This is a genomic window from Pseudomonas sp. 5P_3.1_Bac2, assembly GCF_025465995.1.
Taxonomy (GTDB): domain Bacteria; phylum Pseudomonadota; class Gammaproteobacteria; order Pseudomonadales; family Pseudomonadaceae; genus Aquipseudomonas.
Genome location: NZ_JANLNY010000006.1, coordinates 373,541 through 394,411, shown reverse-complemented (window position 1 = coordinate 394,411; position 20,871 = coordinate 373,541). Strand labels below are relative to the sequence as shown.

General features: G+C 59.6%; 20 protein-coding genes. 9 read left to right on the top strand and 11 right to left on the bottom strand.

From position 1 onward, the window contains the following. Positions 1-78: 78 nt before the first annotated feature. From NTD81_RS06210 to NTD81_RS06170, 9 genes are all read right to left on the bottom strand, one after another. Entirely contained in the window at positions 79-834 is a 756-nt protein-coding gene (locus NTD81_RS06210; RefSeq protein ID WP_262180598.1) for a hypothetical protein, read from the bottom strand. Then, on the bottom strand, positions 831-1,412 hold the full coding sequence (locus NTD81_RS06205) for an RNA polymerase sigma factor (protein WP_262180596.1): 582 nt from the start codon (positions 1,410-1,412) through the stop codon (positions 831-833). Before NTD81_RS06205 ends, NTD81_RS06210 begins: the two co-directional genes overlap by 4 nt. Further along, positions 1,409-3,112: a vWA domain-containing protein gene (locus NTD81_RS06200; RefSeq protein ID WP_262180594.1), complete on the bottom strand. Its 1,704-nt coding sequence runs from the start codon at positions 3,110-3,112 to the stop codon at positions 1,409-1,411. Before NTD81_RS06200 ends, NTD81_RS06205 begins: the two co-directional genes overlap by 4 nt. 73 nt (positions 3,113-3,185) lie before the next feature. Next, positions 3,186-4,625, bottom strand: a complete 1,440-nt coding sequence (locus tag NTD81_RS06195) for a PLP-dependent aminotransferase family protein (protein ID WP_262180592.1) — start codon at positions 4,623-4,625, stop codon at positions 3,186-3,188. A gap of 140 nt (positions 4,626-4,765) precedes the next feature. Continuing rightward, on the bottom strand, positions 4,766-5,575 hold the full coding sequence (locus tag NTD81_RS06190; protein ID WP_262180590.1) for an OmpA family protein: 810 nt from the start codon (positions 5,573-5,575) through the stop codon (positions 4,766-4,768). Then, positions 5,572-5,928, bottom strand: coding sequence for a DUF4398 domain-containing protein (locus NTD81_RS06185; RefSeq protein WP_262180589.1), 357 nt, complete (start codon positions 5,926-5,928; stop codon positions 5,572-5,574). Before NTD81_RS06185 ends, NTD81_RS06190 begins: the two co-directional genes overlap by 4 nt. A gap of 9 nt (positions 5,929-5,937) precedes the next feature. Beyond that, entirely contained in the window at positions 5,938-6,765 is an 828-nt protein-coding gene (locus NTD81_RS06180) for a substrate-binding periplasmic protein (protein WP_262180587.1), read from the bottom strand. Between the two features lie 253 nt (positions 6,766-7,018). After that, positions 7,019-7,948, bottom strand: coding sequence for an electron transfer flavoprotein subunit alpha/FixB family protein (locus NTD81_RS06175; protein ID WP_262180584.1), 930 nt, complete (start codon positions 7,946-7,948; stop codon positions 7,019-7,021). Further along, positions 7,949-8,698, bottom strand: a complete 750-nt coding sequence (locus NTD81_RS06170; RefSeq protein ID WP_262180581.1) for an electron transfer flavoprotein subunit beta/FixA family protein — start codon at positions 8,696-8,698, stop codon at positions 7,949-7,951. 324 nt (positions 8,699-9,022) lie between these two features. On the opposite strand from NTD81_RS06170, the gene NTD81_RS06165 reads away from it, so the two are divergent. Beyond that, positions 9,023-10,687 (top strand): electron transfer flavoprotein-ubiquinone oxidoreductase, encoded by a 1,665-nt coding sequence (locus NTD81_RS06165; protein ID WP_262180579.1) that lies wholly within the window; start codon positions 9,023-9,025, stop codon positions 10,685-10,687. Positions 10,688-10,751: 64 nt separating this feature from the next. On the opposite strand, the gene NTD81_RS06160 is transcribed toward NTD81_RS06165, so the two are convergent. Both NTD81_RS06160 and NTD81_RS06155 read right to left on the bottom strand, forming a co-directional pair. Continuing rightward, positions 10,752-11,321 carry a DUF1285 domain-containing protein gene (locus NTD81_RS06160; protein WP_262180576.1) on the bottom strand — a complete coding sequence of 190 codons (570 nt, stop codon included), beginning with the start codon at positions 11,319-11,321 and terminating at the stop codon, positions 10,752-10,754. A gap of 11 nt (positions 11,322-11,332) precedes the next feature. Then, on the bottom strand, positions 11,333-11,935 hold the full coding sequence (locus tag NTD81_RS06155) for a DUF4823 domain-containing protein (RefSeq protein WP_262180573.1): 603 nt from the start codon (positions 11,933-11,935) through the stop codon (positions 11,333-11,335). A 315-nt stretch (positions 11,936-12,250) separates the two neighbouring features. Between NTD81_RS06155 and tauA the strand changes: the two genes are divergently transcribed. The 8 genes from tauA (at position 12,251) to NTD81_RS06115 (ending at position 20,870) form a co-directional block, all read left to right on the top strand. Further along, on the top strand, positions 12,251-13,234 hold the full coding sequence (gene tauA, locus NTD81_RS06150; protein ID WP_262180571.1) for a taurine ABC transporter substrate-binding protein: 984 nt from the start codon (positions 12,251-12,253) through the stop codon (positions 13,232-13,234). A 230-nt stretch (positions 13,235-13,464) separates the two neighbouring features. Further along, positions 13,465-14,247 carry a taurine ABC transporter ATP-binding subunit gene (gene tauB, locus NTD81_RS06145; protein WP_262180568.1) on the top strand — a complete coding sequence of 261 codons (783 nt, stop codon included), beginning with the start codon at positions 13,465-13,467 and terminating at the stop codon, positions 14,245-14,247. Then, complete coding sequence (gene tauC / locus NTD81_RS06140; protein ID WP_262180565.1) at positions 14,244-15,077, top strand: taurine ABC transporter permease TauC; 834 nt, start codon at positions 14,244-14,246, stop codon at positions 15,075-15,077. The genes tauB and tauC overlap by 4 nt, the downstream gene beginning before the upstream one ends. 15 nt (positions 15,078-15,092) lie before the next feature. Further along, positions 15,093-15,926 carry a taurine dioxygenase gene (gene tauD, locus NTD81_RS06135; RefSeq protein ID WP_262180562.1) on the top strand — a complete coding sequence of 278 codons (834 nt, stop codon included), beginning with the start codon at positions 15,093-15,095 and terminating at the stop codon, positions 15,924-15,926. A gap of 229 nt (positions 15,927-16,155) precedes the next feature. After that, positions 16,156-17,448, top strand: a complete 1,293-nt coding sequence (locus NTD81_RS06130; RefSeq protein ID WP_262180559.1) for an SfnB family sulfur acquisition oxidoreductase — start codon at positions 16,156-16,158, stop codon at positions 17,446-17,448. 3 nt (positions 17,449-17,451) lie between these two features. Beyond that, entirely contained in the window at positions 17,452-18,633 is a 1,182-nt protein-coding gene (locus NTD81_RS06125; RefSeq protein ID WP_262180557.1) for an SfnB family sulfur acquisition oxidoreductase, read from the top strand. Further along, positions 18,633-20,051 (top strand): LLM class flavin-dependent oxidoreductase, encoded by a 1,419-nt coding sequence (locus NTD81_RS06120; protein WP_262180554.1) that lies wholly within the window; start codon positions 18,633-18,635, stop codon positions 20,049-20,051. The genes NTD81_RS06125 and NTD81_RS06120 overlap by 1 nt, the downstream gene beginning before the upstream one ends. An 18-nt stretch (positions 20,052-20,069) precedes the next feature. Further along, positions 20,070-20,870 (top strand): MetQ/NlpA family ABC transporter substrate-binding protein, encoded by an 801-nt coding sequence (locus tag NTD81_RS06115; protein ID WP_262180551.1) that lies wholly within the window; start codon positions 20,070-20,072, stop codon positions 20,868-20,870. Position 20,871: the final 1 nt, after the last annotated feature.

The window sequence follows — 20,871 nt, the reverse complement described above, 5'->3', positions numbered from 1 at the left end:
CGGCTCTGGCAAGCGCCTATTGGCTGATGTTTCGGTGCGAGCTGGGCCTCACTGGCCCATCCCAGATCCAGCCCTAACTCAGGGCTGGCCATGCAACTGGCTCAGACGCGCCTCTATATCCACCTCGGGATGCTCTTTCTGAAGTTTTTCCAATAAGGCATCAGCCTCGGCCGTTGCGCCGTTATGTCGCAGTTTGAGCAATTGCTGAAGTTGCTCCAGTAGCGGCTGATCAACCGCTGATTCAGCCGCTAGCCCAGCAGCACTGGCGCTATCACTCAGGCTCGCTTCTGGGCTGGCCATGGCCGCTAACGGCGCTTGTTTGGCGGCACTGGGCGGCGCACTGCGACGGGCATTCAAGGGCGCACTGGGCGCAGCGGCTTCTTCAGCCAAGTGCGCAACACTGGATACCGGAGCCGCCGGCATTGGCACTGCGCGGCTGATTGCAGCCGAGAACGCTGGCGCCTGAGCAGTCTCCAGCTGATTGCCTGCCGACTGCTCGGCACTGCGCCAATTCAGATTAAGTACCAAGCCGACACAGGCCAACCCAGCCACGGCCACCGACCAACGCGGGGTCTGGCCCTGGCGTAGCGCCTCCCAGCAACGCGCCAGCAGGCTCGGCCTTGCGGCCCGGGGCTGAGCATTAGCCGCTGCGCTGGCAGCCGCACTTGCAGCGGCACTTGCAGCCGCACTTGCAGTCGCACTTGCAGCCGCCAAGATATACGCATCGACTTGCGCGCTAGGGGCCGCCTGGCTGTGCTGGCGAAAGTGTGTCAGCAGTTGCTCTTGCTGCTCGGCCGTCAGCAGATCAGTTGCACTGGGTGGATTAGGCTTCATAACGACAACTCCTCAGCTGCGGGCTCAGCCAACAGCCGACGTAACTTTTGCATGGCGTAGCGTAGGCGACTTTTTACCGTTTCGGCAGGCTGCTGGGTCAGCTCGGCAATGTCGCTTAATTCCAGTTCGGCATGGGTGCGCAGCAAAAACACTTCGCGTTGTTCAGGCGGCAAATCAGCCAGAGCAGCCTGCAAGCGCTGCTGGTCCTGGCTGAGCCTTAATTGCTGCTCAGGGCTGGGCTGCGGGTCAGGCTGGGCGTGCTGCTGCTCGTCGTACTCGCTATGGCCGCTGTGATGGCGGGCATTTTTGCGCCAGTGGTCGATCAAGCGGTTACGCGCAATCTGATACAGCCAGGTCTTGAACAGCACTGAGTCGCGCTGCTCGCTCAGGGTGCGGATCACACTGAGCCAGGTTTCCTGAAACACCTCTTCGCTCAACCCATGATCGCCACATAGCCCCAGAATAAAGCGAAACAGGCCGAGGCGATGGCGCTCGTAAAGCTGGCTAAAGGCGGCTGCCTCACCGCGGCGGTAGCGCCGCAACAAGGCGGCGTCGTCTTCCTGGGGCACTTGCGTCACGGCTGTACTCGGTCAGTCGTTAAGTCGGATGGCGCCGCTTGCAGGCTCTGCGCCAGTTCTACCAGCTGGATAAATTCACCGCGCAAACCGAAGCGATCCTCCCCCTTGCCAGCCCGCGCCAGTTGGGCCGTGTCGGCCATGTTGAACGCCCCGGTGTAGGTGGCGCCCTTAAGTTGCTGGGCAAAGGCCGCTACAGCAGCCGCAAAGTTCATATCCACACTGGCTTTGCTAGGTTGTTTAAGACTGGCACTGGCGACCGGTTGTTCCAACAGTTTACTGCTCGACTGCCCAACTGGCTTATAACGGATCCGCAGCCAAGCCATTTCCTCGGCCTGCTTCTGCGGCGCCGGCTTAGCCGCCTGATAACGCAAAGGCTCTAACCAACCCGGCTGGCCCACTGGCACCACTTCATACAGGGCGGTGACGCTATGCCCGGCGCCGATCTCGCCAGCATCGACCTGATCATTGCTGAAATCTTCACGCTTAAGCGCACGGTTTTCATAACCGAGCAGGCGGTACTCGCTGACCTGCGCCGGATTGAACTCAACTTGAATCTTCACATCGCTGGCCACCGTGGCCAGGGTTGAGCTGAGCTGGTCGACCAAGACCTTGCGGGCCTCACGCAGGTTATCGATATAGGCGTAGTTGCCATCGCCGGCATCGGCCAGTTGCTCCATCAGGCGCTCATTGTAGTTGTCAGTGCCAAAGCCCAAGGTGGTCAGCGACACGCCGCTTTTGCGCTTGCTCGCGGCCAGCTGTTTAAGGGCCTCGAAGTCGCTGATACCGACGTTAAAGTCGCCATCGGTGGCGAGCAAAATGCGGTTGATACCGCCCTTGATCAGACCTTGCTGGGCCTGCTGATAAGCCAACTGAATACCGGATTCGCCGGCAGTTGCGCCACCAGCGCTGAGCTGCTCGATGGCCGCGCGAATTTTGCTCTTTTGCTTGCCGCTCGTTGCCGCTAATACCACCTTCGATTCACCGGCATAGGTCACCAACGACACCCGATCCTCAGGGCGCAGCTGCTCCACCAGTAGCTTGAGGGTGGCCTGTACTAGGGGCAAACCCTCGCGGCGCTGCATGGAGCCGGAGACATCCACTAAGAACACCAAATTGGCTGGCGGCAGATCGACACTGTGCAGCTCTTGCGCCTTGATCGCGATCCGCAGCAAACGGCTGTGCGGATTCCAGGGCGTGGCCGTCACTTCTGTGCTCACGCCAAATGGCGCGTTGCTTGCGGCAGAGGGATAGGCATAGGGGAAATAATTGAGCAGCTCCTCCAAACGCACCGCCTCTGCCGGCGGCAGCTGACCGTCGTTAAGAAAGCGTCGCACATTGGCATAGCTGCCGGTGTCGACATCGATACTAAAGGTCGATACCGGCTGCTGGGCCACCGCCTGCACGGGGTTATCGGGCAGTTTCTGGTATTGCTCGCGGCTGGGCTGCTCAGGCGGCGCCAGGCCTTCCATCAAGCTGTAGTCAGCCGCGTAGGCAGCGCTAACCGGCATAGCTAACGGCGCTTGACGCAGCACGGTACGCGGCTGGCTGGCTGCACGCATAGGAGCGCTAGCCGCTTCGCTGAGCCGCTCTGTGCGCTCAGGCTCTGGCGCAGTGGCGCTGCCACAGGCGACTAAGCCCAGCAGCAGGGTCACAGAAAAACCCGCCCATAACGGACGGCTGTACAAAGGGGCCGCAGTCATCACCAATCTCCTTAAGCAAGTGCATCCTCGCTTAGGTAGACGGCGGCCCCGCCTGGGACGGGTTAAGCCTGGGTTAAAAAGCCTCTTGGCCTTCCTGGCACAGCTGATTGGCCAACAGCCCCAACGTCATCAGCGCCCGCTCGCTTTCGCGATCCCAAGGAATGCCGCAATTGAGGCGGAAGCAGTGGTTGAACTGCTCGGTGTTACTGAAAATCAGCCCCGGCGCGATGCTGATGCCCTGCTGCAAGGCGCGCAAGTGCAGGTCTTTGGTGTTGACCCGCGCCGGCAGACTGACCCACAGCACAAAACCGCCCTTGGGTCGGCTGATCTGGGTGCCCGCAGGAAAGTATTGCTGCACGGCGAGCTGGAAGGCGCTGAGGTTTTTCCGATACTCCTGCCGCACATAACGCAGGTGGCGATCATAACCGCCGTTTTCCAGATAAGCGGCCACGCCCATTTGCGTCACGCTGCACGCCGAATAGGTGCTGAAGGTCTGCAAACGCTCGATTTCCGGCTGATGCTTACCCGCCACCACCCAACCGATGCGCACCCCAGGCGAGAGGGTTTTCGAGAAGCTCGAGCAGTACACCACCCGCCCCTCGCGGTCATGGGACTTGAGCGCCTTGGTCGAGCCCGGATCAAACAGCAGCTCGCCGTAGATATCATCCTCAATCACATTGAAATCGTAATCGCTGGCCAAGCGCAGCAGATGTTTCTGCCGCTCTTCTGGCACCGTACTGCCCAGCGGATTGCTTAAGCGTGCGGTCAGAATCAAAGCCTTGATCGGCCATTGGTTGGCCGCCAGTTGCAGCGCTTCTAAGCTAACCCCAGTGATCGGGTCACTGGGGATTTCGATGACCTTAAGGCCGAGCAAATCGGCCACTTGCAGTTGGCCGTAATAGATCGGCGACTCCATGGCCACCAGATCGCCCGGTTTAGTCAGCACGCGCAGGCTCATCTGCATGGCGTCGACGCAGCCGTGGGTGATCACCACCTCGGCGGGATCGACCACCACCCCGGCGTCGCGCATCCGGATCGCCACTTGGCGGCGCAGCGGCTCATGGCCTGGAGTGAACATATAGCCAAAAGCCCGCGAGCTGTGAAAACGGGTGACCTTGGCCAGTTGCTGATGCAACGCGCGCACGGGGAAGTAATCGACATGGGGCACGGCGGCCCCCAGTGGAATCACACCGTCACGGCGCGACTCGATCAACACCTGATTGATGATGCTGCTGCGGGTGACCAACCCTGGCAGTTCGACACGGGCGATATCCGGCGTGGCAGCCGTCAAAGCCGGCGTTTGGTGCACATAAAAGCCCGACTGTGGCCGCGCGCGGATCAACCCCTGATCCTCTAAGTTGGCGTAGGCTTGCAGCACCGTGGCGTGGCTGACGCTGAGCTGCGCACTCATCTTGCGCACCGAGGGCACGCGCTCCCCTGGCCGGTACACACCCGTGCGGATATCCTCAGCCAGTTGCTGGGCGATGCGCTGATAGAGTAACAGACTGGTCATTTTGCTAATCCTGCCGAACTGAACCGATACAGTAAACCAACAAACCTATATTGCACCGGAACAGTTACAAATATTCTCAACCATACAGCCCCGCATAAACGACAAAGCCCCGCAGAACGGGGCTTTGCTTCGAGCACCAACTAACGTGGGCTGCCGAGCTGGCCCTGCTCGTCGGAGAACACGATCTCGACCCGGCGATTTTGCGAGCGCCCCATCTGCGAGGCATTCTCCGCCACCGGGAAACTGTCGCCATAGCCTTGCACCTGCAGGCGCCGTGGCTCGACACCTAAATCAACCAGCACATCAGCCACCGCCTGAGCACGGTCCCGGGACAGTTGAATATTCTCCTCAGGCTTGCCGCGATTATCGGTATAGCCCTCGATGCGCACCGTACGGCGCGGATTGAGCTGGAGGAACTGCACCACTTTCAGCACCGTGCGGTTGGCCGAGGGCTTGAGTTCGCTTTGATCAGGGTCAAACACCACATCGCCCAAGGTCATCACCATGCCGCGACCATCTTGATCACGGGTCAGGCTGACCATCTGCTCTTCCAGCCAACTGCTTTGGTCTTGGGCACTCAGCAATTTGGCTTCGCGCAGGGCCAACTGCAGGCGCTGCTTGTCCAATTCCAGCTTGGCGGTGCGCTCTTGATTGAGCAGTTGCGCGCTCTTTTGCTTGGCAATGGCGCTGTATTGCTGACTCAGGTAGGCGTAGTGAACGACGTCATCGCTACTGCCCCAATAATTCGACAGGCGATCAGCACGGGCCAATGACTCACCAGCGCGGATCAGATCTTTCGGCGCGCTGCGCAGCACATCGGCATCTTCACGCACTTGCTCAAACGAGCTACGGGCAGCCTCCAGCGCTTGTTCGCTGGAAGGCGAAGTGGCGCAGCCAGCCAACAGTAACGCCGCGCCCAGCGCGCTCAAACGCAAGGTCTTAGGGCTCATTGCAGGCCCCCTAGTTGCTTGCGCAGACGATTGATGCTGGTGGTCAGTTCCACCAACTGCTGGGTGCTTTTCTCCGTCAACTGCTGGCTCTCCGCCAAGCGCGCATCCAGCTCAGCCTGCTCGGCGTAGATCCGCGCTTGCTTGTAATCCTGCTCGGCCATCGCCGCTTGCGCCGCGCTGAATTTGTGCTGCGCCTGCTGCAAAGTGGGCGAGTGCTCAAGGCTCACGCCTGAGGTTTGCGCTTGGCTAAGGGTTTGTTCGGTCAGGCGCATTTGCTCTACGGGAGCGGGATCAGAGGCACAGGCCGCCAGCGTTAGCGGCAACATCAGCACCCAGAGAGGTCGAAAAATCACAGAGACTTCCTACTGTTTAACTTCACCAACTGGATGAAGCTGTTGTTCTTTCCACAGCTGCAGATTGCGCTGCAACAAGCTATCCGGCACACCTTGGGCCACTGCTTCAGTCAGTTGCTGGGCAAGCTTGCCGCGCAACCAGGGGTCGTTGCAAGCCGAGTTATGCGACAGCGTCAGATACAGTCCTTCGCTGGAAACCGGCGGGTCCAACACCAGCAGCTCATCACTCATGCCTTGGCTGTCGGCCAGCGCCTGGCCGGGATAACGCTCGTACAGCACATAATCCGTCCGGCCCAACACCAGTTTTTTGAAGGCCTGACTCAGGCTGGAGACACCTTCTAAGGTCAAATTAGTCTGGGCGAAGCTGTCAAAGGCCTGACCGAAACTGTTATTGACCAGGGTATCGCCGGTGCGGCCGCGCAAATCTTCCCAGCCGGCATAGGGAAACTCGGCGCCGCGATGCACCCACACCACATTAGGTGTGACGTAGAAGGCCGGATGCACGTAGTCCATCACTTCCAGGCGCGGCAGAGTCAAAAACGCGCCAACGATCATATCCACCCGGCCGGTGCGCACTTCATCCTGAGCCCGCGACCACGGCCCGGTATACAGCACCTCAACACTGATCCCCAGTTGCTTGGCCAAGTACTGCAGCAAGTCGGCATTGGCCCCGATCAGTTGCTGCGGGTTCTGCGGATCGCGCCACAGATACGGGGGATACTCCGGATTACCAGTGGCCACCAGGCGCTCACATTTACCCGCAGCCACAGCGGTAAATGGCAACACTAGCAGAGCAAACAGCAGCACAAATGTTTTGCGGGGGACACGCTTGAGCATTGGCGACGTCTCTGTACATGCGTGATAAACGAAGGGGTTCTGAGCATAGTAGCTCAAGCCAGAACCATGCTAGGGGGTGATCAAGCCTGCTTATGCTAAACGAGTCGCACATTGGCCTGAAGGCACTGAGCGTCTAAGCCCTGCCGTAGCCATCGACAACTTTGCCCAGCGCTACGCAGACCATTAAACGCCTGCGCTCAGATGCAAAAAACCCGCTCAATGAGCGGGTTTTTGGTGCGCTGAAAGACTGGATTTAAACCAGTTTTTCCAGCTCAGGTACAGCTTCAAACAGATCCGCCACCAGGCCGTAGTCGGCCACTTGGAAGATCGGGGCTTCTTCGTCCTTGTTGATCGCAACGATCACTTTGGAGTCTTTCATACCTGCCAGGTGCTGGATCGCACCGGAGATACCCACCGCGATGTACAGCTGCGGCGCAACGATCTTGCCGGTCTGACCGACCTGCATGTCGTTCGGTACGAAGCCTGCGTCAACCGCAGCGCGGGACGCGCCCACCGCTGCGCCAAGCTTGTCAGCCACGGCGTAGAGGATCTTAAAGTTGTCGCCGTTCTGCATGCCACGACCGCCGGAAACGACGATCTTCGCAGCAGTCAGCTCAGGACGGTCGGACTTAGCCAGCTCTTCGCCAACGAAAGCCGATTTGCCCGCGTCGCCGCCAGCTGTAACCGCTTCAACTGCAGCGCTACCGCCTTCGGCCGCCACTGGGTCGAAACCCGTACCACGCACGGTGATCACTTTGATCGCAGCACTGGACTGTACGGTGGCGATGGCGTTACCGGCGTAGATCGGACGCTTGAAGGTATCAGCGCTTTCAACCGCGATGATTTCCGAGATCTGGTCAACGTCCAGCTGCGCAGCAACGCGTGGCAGGATGTTTTTGCCGTTGCTGGTGGCGCCAGCCAGAATGTGGCTGTAGCCCTTGCCCAGTTCAGCGACCAGCGGTGCGACGTTCTCTGGCAGTTGGTTGGCGAAGGCAGCGTTGTCGGCTACCAGCACTTTGCTCACGCCAGCGATTTTCGCCGCCGCTTCAGCGGCAGCGGCGCAACCGGCACCGGCCACCAGAACGTGGATATCGCCACCGATTTTCTGTGCAGCGGCCACAGTGTTCAGAGTCACCGGAGCCAGCGCAGCGTTAGTATGTTCTGCAACAACTAAGATAGCCATTTAGATTACCTTCGCTTCGTTCTTCAGTTTCTCGACCAGTTCAGCCACGGTTTTGACCTTGATGCCGGCGCTGCGCGCAGCAGGCGCTTCGACTTTCAGGGTTTTAACGGTGGAAGCGGTGGAAACACCCAGGTCAGCCGGGGTGACAGTTTCCAGCGGCTTTTTCTTGGCCTTCATGATGTTCGGCAGCGACGCGTAACGTGGCTCGTTCAGACGCAGGTCAGTGGTCACGATCGCCGGCAGGTTCAGCGCAACAGTTTGCAGGCCGCCGTCGATTTCACGGGTGACGTTGACTTTGTCGCCAGCCAGTTCAACTTTGGAGGCGAAAGTGCCTTGCGCGTAACCGGTCAGAGCACCGAGCATTTGCCCGGTCTGGTTGTTATCGCTGTCGATGGCTTGTTTGCCCAGGATAACCAGTTGCGGTTGTTCTTTATCAACCACGGCTTTGAGCAGCTTGGCCACAGCCAGCGAGTTCAGCTCTTCAGCCGACTCAACCAGAACAGCACGGTCAGCACCTAAGGCCAATGCGGTACGCAGCTGCTCTTGAGCAGTGGCCGGGCCAATGGTGACAACGACGATTTCGCTCGCCACGCCCTTCTCTTTCAGGCGTACAGCTTCTTCAACAGCGATTTCGCAGAAAGGGTTCATCGACATCTTGACGTTGGCAAGATCAACGCCGCTGTTGTCCGCTTTAACACGAACTTTGACGTTGTAGTCGACCACTCGTTTGACAGCTACAAGAACCTTCATGGATTCCTCGTTACTCTCCGGTGAATATGGATGTCGCCAGAAGCGAACATGGCGGGGGCAGCATGCCGGCCGGAACCGGGAGTCAACCAATAGATGGCAGACACAAAACCGCCCGTATATTGACCGCACGACCTAGGCGGGTCAATACAGTGAACCGGCCAAATTTCGGCGATGTAGTACCATTCTACATGCCCTACAGAAAATTCAAACAAACGTTTGTATTGGACCCATGGAAGTGTCTAGATATAATGCGTCGGCTCGTTCTAGGTACCGAGCCTGACTAGCCACTAAAAAATATAGAGAGCCTCGAGTAGGAGATTGCCTGTGGAACGCGAATTTATGGAATTCGACGTCGTCATCGTCGGCGCCGGCCCGTCCGGTTTGTCCGCCGCATGCCGACTGAAACAAAAAGCCGCCGAAGCGGGTAAAGATATCAGCGTCTGCGTGGTCGAAAAAGGCTCTGAAGTAGGTGCGCACATCCTTTCCGGTGCTGTTTTTGAACCGCGTGCACTGGGTGAACTCTTCCCCGACTGGAAAGAACTCGGCGCCCCGCTCAATACTCCGGTTAAACGTGACGACATTTATGTCCTGAAGAACGCCGATGCGGCCACTAAGGTGCCGGACTTCTTCGTACCCAAGACCATGCACAACCATGGCAACTACATCATCTCCCTCGGCAACCTGTGCCGTTGGCTGGCTCAGCAAGCGGAGAACCTCGGCGTAGAAATCTACCCAGGCTTTGCCGCACAAGAAGCGCTGATCGACGAAAACGGTGCAGTCTACGGCATTCTCACCGGCGACCTGGGTGTCGACCATGAGGGTAATCCGAAAGACGGCCTGTACACCCCAGGCATGGAACTGCGTGCCAAGTATACCCTGTTCGCCGAAGGCTGCCGTGGCCATATCGGCAAGCAACTGATCAAGAAATTCAACTTGGACAGCGAAGCCGACGCCCAACACTACGGTATCGGCATCAAAGAAATCTGGGATATCGATCCGGCTAAACACGAGCAAGGCCTGGTGGTGCACACTGCTGGCTGGCCATTGGATGTCATCGGTAAAGAAAACACCGGCGGCTCCTTCCTTTATCACCTGGAAAACAACCAAGTGGTAGTCGGCCTGATCGTTGACCTGTCGTACTCCAACCCGCACCTGTCGCCATTCGATGAATTCCAGCGCTACAAACACCACCCGGTGGTCGCGCAGTATCTGGAAGGCGGCAAACGTGTGGCCTATGGCGCCCGCGCTATCTGCAAAGGCGGTCTCAACTCGCTGCCGAAGATGGTCTTCCCAGGCGGCGCCCTGATCGGTTGCGACCTCGGCACCCTGAACTTCGCCAAGATCAAAGGCAGCCACACCGCCATGAAGTCCGGCATGCTCGCCGCTGAAGCCGTGGCTGATGCGCTGTTCGCAGGCAAAGAAGGCCGCGATGTGCTGACAGGCTATGTCGATGGTTTTAAAGCCAGCTGGCTGTATGAAGAGCTGTTCGCCAGCCGTAACTTCGGCCCGGCCCTTCATAAATTCGGCCCCCTGATCGGTGGCGGCTTCAACTGGCTGGATCAGAACATCTTCGGCGGCAAACTGCCGTTCACCCTGCATGATACCAAGCCGGACTACGCTTGCCTCAAGCCAGCCGCGCAAGCGCCGCAGATCAACTACCCGAAACCTGATGGCAAACTGAGCTTCGACAAACTGAGTTCGGTGTTCCTTTCCAACACCAACCACGAAGAAGATCAGCCGTGCCACCTGAAACTGGCTGACGCGAGCATCCCGCTGGCGAAAAACCTGCCACTGTACGATGAGCCTGCGCAGCGTTACTGCCCAGCCGGGGTGTATGAAATCGTCACCCAGGAAAACGGCGAGAAGCGCTTCCAGATCAACTCGCAGAACTGCGTGCACTGCAAAACCTGTGACATCAAGGACCCGGCCCAGAACATCACCTGGGTGGCCCCTGAAGGCACCGGCGGGCCTAACTACCCCAATATGTAAGCAGGCACCTGCCTGCCATAAAAAAGGCTCCCTCGGGAGCCTTTTTTATGGCTGCTGAGCGGGCTTAAACCGGCTCAGGACCAATGGGGAAGAACTCACCACGGCTGTACACGCCCAACCAGCTCTGCCCGTCGATTTCACGCGACACAGCCAGATCAACCAACTGGTAAAACACATTGCGGTGGATCAGCGCTTCCAAATTGCTGCGCACATGCACATAAGGCGCAGGCTCATCGGTACCCTCAGCTAAGGCAAAGCGCAGCGGATGCTCGCTGCCGGCGACCACCTCATCCTCCACATTGGTGGTGAAGCGCAGCACCTGCTCAGCGCCCTGCCCCTCAACCGCCAAGGTGACAGCGACAAAGGGCGCGTCATCGACCTTGATGCCGACTTTCTCCACCGGGGTGATCAGGAAGTAATCATCGCCGTCGCGGCGGATGATGCTGGAGAACAGCTTGACCATGGGCTTGCGCCCAATCGGCGTGCCCAGGTAGTACCAGGTGCCGTCGCGGGCGATACGCATGTCGATATCGCCGCAAAAGTCGGGGTTCCACAAATGCACCGGCGGCAAGCCTTTGCCGTCGGCCTTGGGGATTTGCGCCAGCAGGTTGCCGGCCTTTGCACTGTCAGTCATGCCATGGCGTCCTATTCGCTCAAGCCCAGCAGGCTTTGCGCATAATCGCGCAGGGCTGGGCCCAGCAGATCCTGGGGTTGCCCATCATAGAACGAGAGCAAGCCGCCGCGGTTACGAATACGTGCGGTATCGACCAAATAGCGGGTATTGGTCTCAATCAGCATCATCTGCACCACCGACCTGTCGGTGCCCAGGCGGTCCAATGCCTCCTGCTCTTCCCACTCTTCAAAAGTACCGATACGGTCATCCGCCGAGGCAAAGCGGGTGTACAGCACATAGTGCGCGCCTAGCTTGCGGGCGTCCGTCATGGCCTGTTCCAGGCCCTGTGGGGCGTGGGCGCGGCGGACCATGGGGAAATACTCGACAAAACCGTTATAGGTTTCTTCAGCCACCACGTTAGGCCGTGGATAGTTGCCCCCCGGCGGCACGAAGTGGCCTTGGGCGATATAGATAAACGAGTCTGGCTGCAGCCGCCAGTTGTTGGCGCGCTGGGCGTGGCTGTGGTCGAGGATGCCGACATCACGCAGCTGATAGATAGCGCCATCGGCCATATCGCTGGGTTTCATACAGCCGCCCATAAGCAGGGACAGGCCAATCACTAACGCAAAACGCATGCTCAATCTCCCATGCCGGTGACAAAAAACCGGCGAACATTTGCCTGAAGCAGGTTTCACGCCAATTCAGCTTTAAACGCCACAGGCTCTAGGCCAAGGATGAACAAGCGAAATGCGCCAGAGGCCTTGTAAACAGGCGTAATGCCGGACAAACGTCTGACAATAACGCTCATATGCTTAGTACTAAAAAGTATTTATTACAGTTTTTTTATACCGATAAGCTTCTTTCCACGGGCTAAAAAACCAGCCCAAAACAGCCACTTAATAATATTGATCTGGCCACTCAAGAGTCGGCCGGCCGTTCAGGAGTCTGCTATGCGTCACCTCTTCCGTCCCCGCCGTCTGCTGGCAGCCATCGCTGTTACCGGTTTTGCCCTGAGCGCTCAGGCTGCGGACTTTACCGTTGCTTACCAAACCGTAGTGGACCCGTCCAAGGTCGCTCAAGCCGACGGCGAATACGAAAAAGCCAGCAAGGCGAAAATCGACTGGCGCAAATTTGATGGCGGCGCTGAAGTGATCACCGCTGTCGCTTCCGGCGACGTACAGATCGGCTATATCGGCTCCAGCCCCATCACTGCGGCTTCGACTCGCCAACTGCCGATCCAGACCTTCCTGATTGCCGCCCAGCTCGGAGCGTCTGAAGCTCTGGTGGTGAGCAACACCAGCAAAATTAACGGGCCACAAGACCTCAAAGGCAAAAAGATTGCCGTGCCGTTTGTCTCCACCGGCCATTACAGCCTGCTCGCCGCGCTGAAGCACTGGAAAGTCGAGCCGAGCAGTGTGCAGATCATCAACCTGGCGCCACCGGCCATTATCGCCGCATGGAAACGCGGTGATATCGACGGCACCTACGTATGGGACCCAGCGCTGGGCGTGGCCAAAGAGTCCGGCAAAGTGCTGATCACCTCCGGTGAGTTGGGCAAGCTGGGCGCGCCGACCTTCGATGGTTGGGTGGTGCGTAAAGACTTCGCCGAGAAGCACCCGGACGCCGTGCGCGCCTTCGCCAAAGTGACCCTCGACGCCTACGCCAAATATCGCCAAGCCCCACAAGCCTGGCTGGCCGACAGCAGCAACATCGACAAAGTGGTCAAGCTCTCCGGCGCTAAAGCTGAAGACGTCCCCGGCCTGCTGCAAGGCAACGTATTCCCAGTCGCCGCCGAGCAACGTGAAGCGCTGGGTGCGCCCACTGTTAAAGCCATCACCGACACCGCCGCGTTCCTCAAGGAGCAAGGCAAGGTTGACGCCGTGCTGCCTGACTACAGCGGCTACGTGACCAACCAATACATCCCTGCCGAGTAATCCAGGTTGTTGCAATGACTGGCAGGAAGCTGGTCATCCCCAGTGCCAATACCCGTCTTCGTGACGGGTGTTGCGGGTCGGTAGCGGAACACCGCCACTGACCTGCACCGGGTATTCGCCAAGGCTGGCCCCTTTTCGCCGAACAGCTGGAGCCTGAGCTCGCTGCTTGGCCGCAGTCACCGTCTTTGTGCCGCAGACCTAAGCGGTACGTCACTGATGAGAGCAGTAACATGGCCTTACTAGAACTGGAGCGTATCAGCGCACAGTACCCCGGCGCGGCCGAGCCGGTACTGACGGATATTTCCCTGAGCCTGGGCCCGCAGCAATTGCTGGTCGCCCTCGGCCCGTCGGGTAGCGGTAAAACCACCCTGCTCAATTTAATTGCCGGCTTCGTCAACCCTAGCGCTGGCCGTATCACCCTCGACCAAGAAATTGTCCGCGGCCCCGGCGCCGACCGTGGCGTGGTGTTCCAAGACGACGCCCTGCTGCCCTGGCAAAACGTATTGGAGAACGTCGCCTTTGGTTTGCAGCTGGCCGGGGTCAGCCGTGCCCAGCGTGAAGCCAAAGCACGCGAGCTGCTCGGTCTGGTCGACTTGGCCGGCTTTGAACAACGGCGTATTTGGGAGCTATCCGGCGGTCAGCGCCAGCGTGTCGGGATTGCCCGCGCATTAGCGGCCGAACCGCGCGTCTTGCTGATGGATGAACCATTCGGCGCTCTGGACGCCTTCACCCGCGAACAGATGCAAGAGCTGCTCCTGCAAGTGTGGCAACGCACCGCCAAGCCGGTGTTTCTGATCACCCACGACATCGAAGAAGCGGTGTTCCTCGCCACCGACCTGATCCTCCTTGCGCCCAACCCTGGCCGCGTCAGCGAACGCCTCAAGCTCAATTTTGGCCAGCGCTATAGCGCCGGGGAAAGCGCCCGCGCGATCAAATCCGACCCTGAGTTTATTGCCACCCGCGAGCATGTACTGGCGCAAGTTTTTGCCGAACGCCAAGGGAGTCGCTCATGAGCAGCTTTGAATACATCTACTCCAACGACGCCAAAGAGCAAACCGCTCAGCGCGCGCCACGCCAACTCAGCACCTTGGCCATCAGTTGCCTGACCGTTGGCTTCTTGCTGTGGAGCTGGTGGGCGGTGACTTACTTCGGAGTCATCGAGCCGCTGTTCCTGCCCAGCCCCCAAGCCGTAGCCGCACGCGGCTGGATCGTGCTGACCCAGGGCTATATGGACGCCAGCCTGTGGCAGCATTTGGCCGCCAGCTTGCAGCGCATTGGTTTGGGCTTGGTGGCAGCGGTGCTGACTGCCATTCCGCTGGGTATCGCCATTGGCTACAACCGCATTGCCCGGGGCATTTTTGATCCGCTGATCGAGTTCTACCGGCCGATTCCGCCGCTGGCCTATTTGCCATTGATTGTGATCTGGTGCGGCATCGGCGAACTGTCGAAAGTCCTGCTGATTTTCCTCGCCATCTTCGCTCCGATTGCCATCGCCACCGCCACCGGCGTGCGTACCGTTGACCCGACGAAAATCCGCGCCGCGCAAGCCTTGGGCGCCAGCCAATGGCAGCTGATCCGCCATGTGATCCTGCCCAGCGCCCTGCCCGACATCCTCACCGGTATCCGCATTGGCTTAGGCGTGGGCTGGTCGACCTTGGTCGCCGCCGAACTGATCGCCGCCACCAGTGGCCTGGGCTTTATGGTGCAGTCCGCCGCGCAGTTTTTGGTCACCGATGTGGTGATTCTGGGGATTTTGGTTATCGCCCTGATCGCTTTCTTCTTAGAGCTGGGCCTGCGCGCCCTGCAACGTAAATTAGCCCCTTGGCACGGCCAAGCGCACTGAGTTGGAAGGATTTAGATGAGCATTCAAATTACCCAGCTAAGCACCGCCTTAGGTGCGCAAATTGACGGCATTGACATCAGCCAGCCGCTTACCTCAGAGCAGCAACAGCTGATTGCCCAAGCGCTGCTCAAACATCAGGTGCTGTTCTTCCGTAATCAGCCGATCACCCCGCCGCAGCAGGCCAGCTTCGCCCGCCAGTTTGGTGATCTGCATATCCACCCGCTTTACCCCAACATTCCCGAGCAGCCGGAAGTATTGGTGCTGGATACCGCGGAAACCGACGTGCGCGACAACGCGATCTGGCACACCGACGTTACCTTCCTTGAGCAGCCAGCCATGGGCGCGGTACTGGCCGCCAAGTTGCTGCCAGAGTTTGGCGGCGACACCCTGTGGGCCAGCAGCAGCGCGGCCTTTGAGGCGCTGTCCAAGCCCCTGCAGCAGTTGCTCGACGGCCTCAGCGCCACCCACGACTTCACCCGCTCGTTCCCGCTGGTACGCTTCGGTAACACGCCCGACGCCCTGGAGCGTTATCACGAAGTGCAGCGCAAGCATCCACCGCTGTCCCATCCGGTGGTCCGCACTCACCCAGTAACTGGCCGCAAGGGCCTGTTTGTGAATGAGGGCTTCACCACTCGCATTAATGAGTTGGAGGAGCACGAAAGCACCGCTTTGCTTAACTTTCTCTTCGCCCACAGCACCCGCCCGGAGTTCACCGTACGTTGGCGCTGGCAAGCCAATGACATCGCTTTTTGGGACAACCGCATCACCCAGCACTACGCCGTCGATGACTACCGACCCAATCGCCGCGTGATGCATCGCGCCACCATTTTGGGCGACACGCCAAGGTAAAACCTGACCATTTAAACAGCCTGAAAAAGCGCGCCAAAGCCTCGGTTTAGCGCGCTTTTTGGCGTGCCTGCAAAGCTGATTTGCGTTCAGGTGAGCGCATCTATGGTTATGCCAAAAAGCTCTTTTAGATCAACCGCAACCATGGACTAAGGTATATCGACCCTGACGCGTGGAACTGCTTCACCTGCCGAAGTAGGACCACGCTTAGCCATTTACCAAGGATGTCGATATGGCCAGTTTCACCCCTGCCAAGGCCACCGCCGCCACAGCTCAAACCACCACTGCCCTGCCGGTTAACCCGCTCAACAGCGGCGATCAGGACAGTGCCCCACCCCTGTTCACCCCAACACTGATCAAGAGCGATGAACAAGCCCTAAACGCCGCCAAAAAACTGGCCGAAGCCGCCAAAGCGCAAGCCATAGTGCGTGACCGTGAACGCAAGCTGCCGTGGGAGTTAGTGGAGCAGTTCACCCGTTCCGGCCTTGGCAGCATTGCCATTCCTCATGAGTACGGCGGCCCGCAACTGTCGTTTGTGACCATCGCCGAAGTGTTCCGCCTCATCTCCGCTGTCGATCCGGCGCTGGGACAAATTCCGCAAAACCATTTCGGCTTGATCGGCTTGCTCAACGCCGCCGCCAACGCCGAGCAAAAGCAGCGCATCTTCAGCAGCCTGTTGCAAGGTTGGCGCATCGGCAATGCCGGGCCTGAGCGCAGCAGCAAACACACGCTGGACATCCAAGCGCAGCTGGAGCAGCGCGATGGCCGCTACTTTTTAAGCGGCGAGAAGTTCTATTCCACCGGCGCGATCTTTGCCCATTGGGTCGCCGCCAAAGCGCTGGATAGCCAGGGGCAGGCGCAATTAGCGCTGATCCAACGCGGTCGCCCGGGCCTGCGCATCGTCAATGACTGGTCCGGTTTTGGCCAACGCACCACCGCCAGCGGCACCGTGCTGCTGAATCAGGTGGAGGTGGACGCCAATAACATCATCCCGCTGGCAACGATCAGCCAGCAGCCGACCTTGCAAGGCGCCTTTTCTCAGTTGATCCAAACCGCCATCGATGCCGGTATTGCTGCCGGCGCCCTAAACGACACCATCAGTTTTGTCCGGGAAAAATCGCGGCCGTGGATCGACGCCCAAGTCGAGCGCGCCAGTGATGATCCCTATGTGATTGCCGATATCGGCCGTTTGGAGATCGAGCTGCACGCTGCCGAAGCCCTGCTGCGCCGCGCCGGTCGCGTGCTGGATGAAGTCAACCGCGAGCCGATCACTGCCGACAGCGCCGCCCGCGCCTCAATTGCGGTGGCCGAAGCCAAGGTGCTGAGCACCGAGATCAGCCTCAAGGCCAGCGAAAAACTGCTGGAGCTGGCCGGCAGCCGCGCCACCTTGGCTGAATTTGGCCTCGACCGCCATTGGCGCAATGCGCGCACCCACACCCTGCACGACCCGGTGCGCTGGAAGTACCACGCAGTTGGCGCCTATCACTTAAACGGCAGCCGCCCTGCCCGCCATTCGTGGATTTAACCAATGAACGCCAAATTTATCCGCAGTGACAGCCACGCCCTCGAAGTGGCTAACCAACTGGCTGAACGCTTTAGCAGCGGCGCCGCCGAACGCGACCGCGAACGCCTGCTGCCCCACGCTGAACTGGAACTGTTCAGCCACAGCGGCCTGTGGGCTATCACCGTGCCGAAAATATTCGGCGGCGCGGGGGTGAGCAGCGTGACCCTGGCCCAGGTGATCGCCCGCATCGCCCAGGCCGACAGCTCCTTGGGACAGATTCCGCAGAACCATTTTTATGCCCTCGAAGTGCTGCGCATTAACGGCAGTCCTGAGCAGCAAAAACGCCTGTATGCCGAGGTCTTGAGCGGCCAGCGCTTCGGCAATGCCCTCGCCGAACTGGGCACCAAAACCGCGCTGGATCGCAACACCCGGCTGATCGCCGATGGCGACAACTTCCGCATCAATGGCCGTAAGTTCTATGCCACCGGCGCGCTCTACGCCCAGCGCATCCCGACCTTAGCGGTGGATGAACAAGGCGTAGGTTTTCTGGCCTTCGTCCCGCACCGGGCGCAAGGCTTGCAGGTGATTGACGACTGGTCCGGCTTTGGCCAGCGCACCACCGGCAGCGGCTCGGTGGTGCTCGATCAGGTGCCGGTGGCAGCCGATGATGTGGTGCCGTTTCAAAGCGCCTTTGAGCGCCCCACCAGCCTCGGCCCGTTCGCCCAACTGCTGCACGCCGCCATCGATACCGGCATCGCCCGCGCGGCCTACGAAGACGCGCTCAGTTTTGTCCGCAGCAGCTCGCGGCCGTGGATCGATTCCGGGGTGGACAAGGCCAGCGATGATCCGCTGTCGATCAAGATCGTCGGCGAGCTGGTGATCCAATTACACGCCGCCGAAGCCTTGCTTGAGCGCGCCGGCGAATACGTCGATGCCGCCCAAGCCAAACCTACCGCCGCGACGGTCGCCGCCGCCTCCGTGGCGGTGGCCGAGGCCCGCGCCATCAGCACCGAAGCCTCGCTCAATAGCGCCAGCAAACTGCTGGAGCTGGCCGGCAGCCGTGGCACCTTGGCCCAGTACAACCTCGATCGACATTGGCGCAACGCGCGCACCCACACCCTGCACGATCCTGTGCGCTGGAAGTACCACGCCGTCGGCAACTACTACCTCAACGACAGCCTGCCACCACGGCGGGGGACCATCTGATGGCCAGTAAAGAGATCCTGCTCAACGCCTTCAATATGAACTGCGTCGGCCATATCCATCATGGTTTGTGGACCCATCCGGACGACACTTCCACTGACTTCAACAGCCTGAGTTACTGGACGGATCTGGCTAAGCTGCTGGAGCGCGGCCTGTTCGATGGCCTGTTTATCGCCGATATCCTCGGCGTGTATGACGTGTATCAACAGTCCATCGATCTGCCCCTGCGCGAGGCCATTCAGTTACCGGTCAACGACCCGCTGCTGCTGGTCTCGGCCATGGCCGGTGTAACCCAACACTTAGGTTTTGGTGTCACCGCCAACCTCACCTACGAGCCGCCCTATTTATTCGCCCGGCGCCTGTCGACCCTGGACCACCTGAGCAATGGCCGCATCGGCTGGAATATCGTCACCGGCTATTTGGACAGCGCCGCCAAAGCCATGGGCCTCAGCCAGCAGATCGAACACGACCGCCGCTATGACCAGGCCGATGAATATTTAGAGGTGCTGTACAAGCTGCTCGAAGGCAGCTGGCAAGACGATGCCGTGGTCGCCGACCGCAGCCAGCGCCTCTACGCCCAACCGGGCAAGGTGCATAAGGTGCAGCACCACGGCGAGTTCTATCAGGTGGAGGGTTATCACTTAAGCCAGCCCTCGCCGCAGCGCACCCCGGTGCTGTTCCAGGCCGGCTCTTCCACACGGGGTCTGGCCTTTGCCGGAGAGCATGCCGAATGCGTGTTTATCGGCGGCAATAGCCACTTGGCAGTGCGCGAGCAGGTCAACAAGGTGCGCGCCAGCGCGGTGGCCGCCGGGCGCCCGGCGGATTCGATCAAAGTGTTTATGGGCATCAGCGTGATCGTCGCGCCCACTGAGGCCGAAGCCCGCGCCAAGCACGCCGAGTACCTGCGCTACGCCAGCCCCGAGGCGGGCCTGGCGCACTTCTCCAGCTCCACCGGGATCGACTTCGCCGACTACAGCCTGGATGAGCCGATCCACTATCAAAAAACCAACGCCATCGAGTCCGTGGTTAAAGCCTTTACCGGCAAAGACAGCGGCTGGACCAAGCGCCGCCTGCTCGAACAACACGCCTTGGGCGGTCGTTACACCGTGCTGGTCGGTTCACCGACGCAGGTGGCCGATCAACTGCAAAGCTGGATCAGCGAGACCGGCCTGGACGGCTTTAACCTGACCCGCATCGTCACCCCGCAAAGCTATGCCGACTTTATCGAGCTGGTGATCCCCGAGCTGCAAAGCCGTGGCGCTTACAAAACCGCCTACAGCGAAGGCAGCCTGCGCCACAAACTATTCCACCAAGGCCCGCGCCTGCCGGCCCAGCACAGCGCCGCGCAGTGGCGTGATCCGCAGCGCCTGGGCGACAACAGCAGCAGCAAACTTAACCCTGCCGTTCTTAATTTGCTCTAAGCCAACAAGGAAGCCGCTATGCGCCACCCCCTTCGCCAGTTTGCTCTCACCGCCCTGCTTAGCCTGCTGCCTGTCGCCTTAGTGCAGGCCGCCGAGCCGCTTAAACTCGGCTCCACCGCCGCCTTTTCCCAGCCCTTGGAAACCGCCGTGGCCGAGGCGAAGAAACAGGGCTTGGAAGTCGAGCTGATCGAGTTCAGCGACTGGATCGCACCCAACGTCAGCCTGGCCAACGGCGATATCGACGTGAACTACTTCCAGCACATCCCCTTTTTGGAAAACGCCAAAGCCGAAGCCGGCTTTGATCTGGTGCCCTACGCACCGGGGGTGATCAACAACGTCGGGCTGTATTCGAAGAAGTACAAAAGCTTCGCTGAGCTGCCCGAAGGTGCCCGCGTGGCCATCGCCAACGACCCGATCAACAGCGGCCGTGGCCTGCAATTGCTGGCCAAGGCCGGGCTGATCACCCTCAAGCCGGGAGTGGGTTACAAAGCCACTGAAGAAGACATCCTCACTAATCCTAAGCACATCAACATCATTCAGCTCGAAGCCGTGCAACTGGTGCCGGCCTACGATGATGTGGATCTGGTGCAGGGCTATCCGGCCTATATCCGCCAATCCAAACTGTTCGACCCCACCTCGGCGCTGCTATTTGACGGCCTCGATCACCCCGAATACATCATCCAGTTTGTGATTCAGCCACAGAAAAAAGACGACCCACGGATCAAGCAATTCGTCGATATCTACCAGCACTCTCCGGTGGTGCGCGCCGCGTTGGATCAATACCTCGGCACGCTCTACCAAGCCGGCTGGGAGCAATAAC

Bases quoted from the DNA above. Each gene is read 5' to 3' on its own strand.
- NTD81_RS06210 (WP_262180598.1), bottom strand. From the start codon at position 834: ATGAAGCCTAATCCACCCAGTGCAACTGATCTGCTGACGGCCGAGCAG.
- NTD81_RS06200 (WP_262180594.1), bottom strand. From the start codon at position 3,112: ATGACTGCGGCCCCTTTGTACAGCCGTCCGTTATGGGCGGGTTTTTCT.
- NTD81_RS06195 (WP_262180592.1), bottom strand. From the start codon at position 4,625: ATGACCAGTCTGTTACTCTATCAGCGCATCGCCCAGCAACTGGCTGAG.
- NTD81_RS06190 (WP_262180590.1), bottom strand. From the start codon at position 5,575: ATGAGCCCTAAGACCTTGCGTTTGAGCGCGCTGGGCGCGGCGTTACTG.
- NTD81_RS06180 (WP_262180587.1), bottom strand. From the start codon at position 6,765: ATGCTCAAGCGTGTCCCCCGCAAAACATTTGTGCTGCTGTTTGCTCTG.
- NTD81_RS06175 (WP_262180584.1), bottom strand. From the start codon at position 7,948: ATGGCTATCTTAGTTGTTGCAGAACATACTAACGCTGCGCTGGCTCCG.
- NTD81_RS06170 (WP_262180581.1), bottom strand. From the start codon at position 8,698: ATGAAGGTTCTTGTAGCTGTCAAACGAGTGGTCGACTACAACGTCAAA.
- NTD81_RS06160 (WP_262180576.1), bottom strand. From the start codon at position 11,321: ATGACTGACAGTGCAAAGGCCGGCAACCTGCTGGCGCAAATCCCCAAG.
- NTD81_RS06155 (WP_262180573.1), bottom strand. From the start codon at position 11,935: ATGCGTTTTGCGTTAGTGATTGGCCTGTCCCTGCTTATGGGCGGCTGT.
- tauA (WP_262180571.1), top strand. From the start codon at position 12,251: ATGCGTCACCTCTTCCGTCCCCGCCGTCTGCTGGCAGCCATCGCTGTT.
- tauB (WP_262180568.1), top strand. From the start codon at position 13,465: ATGGCCTTACTAGAACTGGAGCGTATCAGCGCACAGTACCCCGGCGCG.
- tauC (WP_262180565.1), top strand. From the start codon at position 14,244: ATGAGCAGCTTTGAATACATCTACTCCAACGACGCCAAAGAGCAAACC.
- tauD (WP_262180562.1), top strand. From the start codon at position 15,093: ATGAGCATTCAAATTACCCAGCTAAGCACCGCCTTAGGTGCGCAAATT.
- NTD81_RS06130 (WP_262180559.1), top strand. From the start codon at position 16,156: ATGGCCAGTTTCACCCCTGCCAAGGCCACCGCCGCCACAGCTCAAACC.
- NTD81_RS06125 (WP_262180557.1), top strand. From the start codon at position 17,452: ATGAACGCCAAATTTATCCGCAGTGACAGCCACGCCCTCGAAGTGGCT.
- NTD81_RS06120 (WP_262180554.1), top strand. From the start codon at position 18,633: ATGGCCAGTAAAGAGATCCTGCTCAACGCCTTCAATATGAACTGCGTC.
- NTD81_RS06115 (WP_262180551.1), top strand. From the start codon at position 20,070: ATGCGCCACCCCCTTCGCCAGTTTGCTCTCACCGCCCTGCTTAGCCTG.